Consider the following 4,155-nt stretch of genomic DNA (forward strand, 5'->3'; position numbering starts at 1 on the left):
GGCACTCAATTTGCTCACCGGCACAGCACTGGTGGAAAGCGGGCTTGTGTGGCTCAGGCAGAATGGTGGCGGTCCCGCTTTGGGCCTGTGGCAGATGGAACCCGCAACGCATGATGACTGCTGGCAGAATTTTCTGGACTTCAGGCCCATGTTGGCTGCCACGGTGCGGCGTCTGGGCGGGGGTGCGTGCGGGGTGGGGAGTGCGGACCTGCTGGTGGGTAATCTGGCCTATGCCTGCGCCATGGCACGTGTGGTGTATTTGCGCGCCCCTTGTGGACTGCCTGCTCCGGCAGAGTCTGCGGGGCTGAGTGCGTATCATAAAAAATATTATAATACTGCGCTCGGGGCTGCGGACTCGCAGCGCAATGCGGCCTTGTTTGCACAGGCCATTGCTGCATAAGGTGGTGGGGCAGCCCCCGCCTTATTCAGGCCAAGTGCAGACTACTGCGTGCTCTGGTGTGGGGTGTGCCTGTGCGCCATGGTGCGCACCTTGTGGGGGGAGGTCATAGGGCCAGAGTCCGCAGGGTGGAAAAGGGCAGAGTGGAAGGGGAGGAAAAAGAGCACGAAGGGTCAAGCACATTGTGGGAAAATAATAATAAGTTCATAAAAAAACAATTATATTTCATGTTGTTGTAGGGCCTATCGGTTGTTAAGAATTTTCCCGTCCTGACCTTGCGGGCTGGATTAAGGCGAAAAAAACATGACGTTGCTATTAGAGGTGGACGTGCCCGCGTATTCCAACCAACGCCAGATGCGCGATATCGCAAGCAGGGTGGCGCCCGTCCATGCGACGGAGGCCGGGTCGCATGTTCTCGCCATTTTTCAGGACAATGCGGAGCTGGCGGGTATTCCAGTGGTGGATGAGCACAACCGACCCATTGGCATTGTGCAGCGGCGGGACTTTTTTTTGCGTCTGGGGCAGCGGTTCGGGTACGAGGTTTACGCCAACCGCCCGATCTCCCTGTTGATGGAATGTGAGCCGATACTGGTTGATGCTCAGGAAAAAGTCCCCGATTTTGTCGCAAAAATTCTGAATATCCGATCCCTTAACCAGATTAACGAATTTATTATAACCGAAGGTGGCCAGTATTACGGGCTGGGTTCTGCACTCAGTCTTACGCGTTCCCTGCATGCACAGGCCATCGATACTATCAACGAGCTCAACAAGATTGCGGGCGAACTCCGGCAGGCCAATAAAACCATCATGCGCGATAAATCCTTTATTTCCGGTATAGTGGACAATATCCCGACCGCCATTCAGGTGCGGGATATCAAGACGGGTGACATTATTGTGCACAACAAGGCGGCGGAGGAGTACGGGCTGCACACTGCACTCCCCTACGCGGGCGTGGCCTATAACGCCCCCCTGCTGCTGGATGGCGGGCTGGCCGAAGACCCGTTCCTGTACCAGCAGCCCGAAGCGGTGGAGGAAACACTGGTCGACCGGGAGGGCCGCTCGCGCGTGGTCTCCCGCCATGACCTGCTGATTGCTGATGATGACGGCAACATGCGCTGGGAACTCTGCGTGGCCGATGACATTACCGAATACCGTGATGCCCAGCGCCGGATCGAGCGGCTGGCACATTATGACAGCCTGACCGGCCTGCCCAACCGCTACTACCTTGGTGTCCGTCTGGGGGAGTTGTCACAGGACCTGAACAACCCGTTTGTCCTGCTTTACATCGACCTCGACTACTTCAAGTCCATCAATGACATGTATGGCCACAGCGGGGGGGACGAACTGCTGATTGCCGCCGCCACACGGCTGAAGGCCTGCTGCCGCGAGGACGACTTTGTCGCCCGTCTGGGTGGGGACGAGTTTGCGGTTATCTGGCAGCACTGCGGCCCGCTGGACGAGATTGAGGGCAGGCTGGAGGAACTGGTGGCCAGTCTGGGCAGGCCCTATACCATTCAGGGGGCGGAGGCCAAGTCCGGGGCCAGCATTGGCGCTGCGGGTTTTCCGCTTCAGGCAGGGGATGTCACCACCTTGTTGCAGTATGCGGATATGGCGCTCTACCGCGCCAAGGCCCTTGGCCGCTGCCAGCACAAGCTGTTTGATACGGATCTGAGCTACGAAATTCTTGAACGTGCGGAACTTGTCTCCGCCCTGCACCGTCTGGTGGAGGGGGAGGGGCTGTTACTGCACTACCAGCCCATTTACGGCCTGAGCGCGCGCAAGGTGCAGTCTTACGAGGCACTGGCCCGCTGGAACCACCCCGAACGTGGGATGATCCCGCCCGATGTGTTCATCCGTCTGGCGGAGGAGACGGGGCTTATCCACCAGCTTGGCGAGCGGATCCTCCACATTGCCTGCCGCGAGGCGCTGACATGGCCTGCGCATGTCAATGTCTCGGTCAATGTGTCCCCCCTCCAGCTCAAAAACCGGAAGTTCCCAGAAATTGTCCGCAATGTTCTGCAAGAAACCGGGCTTGATGGCGCACGTCTGGAGGTGGAGATTACCGAAAGTGTGCTGATGGATGAATACGAGCACAAAAACGTCATTCTGAGCGAACTCAAAGCCCTTGGCTGCAAGATCAGCATGGATGACTTTGGCACGGGGTATTCCTCGCTCAGCTATTTGTGGAAGTTCTCGTTCGACAAGATCAAGATCGACCGCAGCTTTGTGCAGGCCCTGCCCGACCCCACGGCCAAGGAGATCATTCAGGCCATTCTGGGCATTGCCAGCATTCGCGCCATGACGGTGACAGTCGAAGGGGTGGAAACAGCCGCCCAGTTGCAGATGGTCAGCAGTATGGGCTGCTCGGAGGCGCAGGGCTACTACCTTGGACGCCCGCAGCAATACGCCAATACAGACCGGCGCGAGGTGGAAATGGCCCTTGCGTGGGGCTGAGCACGCGTTTGCGCCGGTATGGCCACAGGCTTGGTCAGCGCGGTGTAGTCCCTCAGCCTCTTGCGGTGGAGTGCTGTGGCCTGCACAGCTTTGTAGCTCTTGCTCCCATGGTGGGGTCGGGGTGTAGCACTGGGTCAGGTAGTCAATCATGGCGCGGGTTTTCAGGGGTAGGCTCATGCCCGGTGCGTAAACCGCGTGCAGGTCTGGCCCCGGCAGGGGGGGCAGGTCCAGTGCCAGTGCGCGCAGGCGGCCCGCACGTAGCTCCTCGCTCACAACAAAAACCGGCTGGTACACAATACCTTCGCCCGCAACCGCTGCCTCGCGTAGGACATCACCATTATTGGCGCTGAGCGGGCCAGAAATGGGAATGGTCTTTTCCCCCTTCTCGCCAAAGCTCCAGCGGTTGGCGCTGTTGATGGCACTGAGCGTGTAGCCAAGGCACTGGTGCTGGCTCAATTCCTCCACACGGGTGGGGGTGCCTGCGCGCTCAAGGTAGGAAGGGGCCGCACACACCACCATGCGAATGGTGGCCAGCCTGCGGCTGCGCAGGGTGCTGGCGGCCATCTTGCGTATGCGCAGGGTCAGGTCCCACCCTTCGTCTATCAGGTCCACGGTGCGGTCGTTCAGCCCCAGTTCCACGGTAACGTGGGGGTACAGGCGGCTGAACTCGGGCAGGTAGGGGGCCACGTAGCGTATGGCAAAAGAGACAGGCGCATTCAGTCGCAGGTGGCCGCGCGGCTCGCGCCGCTGCTCGCTTACGGCAAGTTCCACCTCCTCCAGATCGGTGAGAATACGCTGGCTGCCTTCCAAAAACAGTCGGCCCGCCTCGGTGAGGGAGAGGTGGCGCGTACTGCGGCGGAACAGGGTAACACCCAGCCGCGTCTCCAGTGTGGTGACATGCTTGGTCACCATGGTGGGGGACAGGCCCAGTGCCCGCGCTGCGGCGCTGAAGTTGCCAAGCTGCACCACCTTAACGAAAACCTGCATACTGGTAAAACGGTCAGCCATGGGGTGTTCCTGCTGTGGTGGGGCGTGGGGGTACTGCACGCCTGTCCGCTTTTAGCAGCCTGTGCCGGTTTTTGTCATGCCGGGGGTAAACACGGGCTGTGGGAGCGGGCATACTGCTGGCCCCGCAGGGCGTGGTGGACCGGGCTGGTGCGGAGCAGAGTTTTTGGGGCAGGCAGGTAACGTGGCGGACAGGCGGCAGGCAGACCAACAGACAGAGCCGGGGCTAGGCCAAGGGGCATACCGGCAGGCAGATTGGCGGGCAGACTGGCACGCGGAGCAGCCGGTAGCGCTGCTGG

Annotated in this window: 3 protein-coding genes and 1 pseudogene; 2 read left to right on the top strand and 2 right to left on the bottom strand. The window is 60.1% G+C overall.

The window, feature by feature from the left end; translation table 11 throughout:
• Together JCM25146_RS22660 and JCM25146_RS15420 are read left to right on the top strand one after the other, a co-directional pair.
• Window positions 1-400 (top strand): hypothetical protein (locus tag JCM25146_RS22660; RefSeq protein ID WP_025829148.1); only part of this gene is annotated, 400 nt, incomplete at its 5' end.
• Between the two features lie 300 nt (window positions 401-700).
• On the top strand, window positions 701-2,851 hold the full coding sequence (locus JCM25146_RS15420; protein WP_081774900.1) for an EAL domain-containing protein: 2,151 nt from the start codon (window positions 701-703) through the stop codon (window positions 2,849-2,851).
• Window positions 2,852-2,950: 99 nt separating this feature from the next.
• On the opposite strand, the pseudogene JCM25146_RS21755 reads toward JCM25146_RS15420, so the two are convergent.
• Together JCM25146_RS21755 and JCM25146_RS22665 are read right to left on the bottom strand one after the other, a co-directional pair.
• Window positions 2,951-3,859: pseudogene (locus JCM25146_RS21755) on the bottom strand (LysR family transcriptional regulator); the annotation flags it as partial.
• A 74-nt stretch (window positions 3,860-3,933) separates the two neighbouring features.
• On the bottom strand, window positions 3,934-4,155 hold a 222-nt coding region (locus tag JCM25146_RS22665; protein ID WP_199897769.1), incomplete at its 5' end, for a hypothetical protein.

It is taken from the genome of Acetobacter okinawensis JCM 25146 (genome assembly GCF_000613865.1).
GTDB classification, from domain to species: Bacteria; Pseudomonadota; Alphaproteobacteria; order Acetobacterales; family Acetobacteraceae; genus Acetobacter; species Acetobacter okinawensis.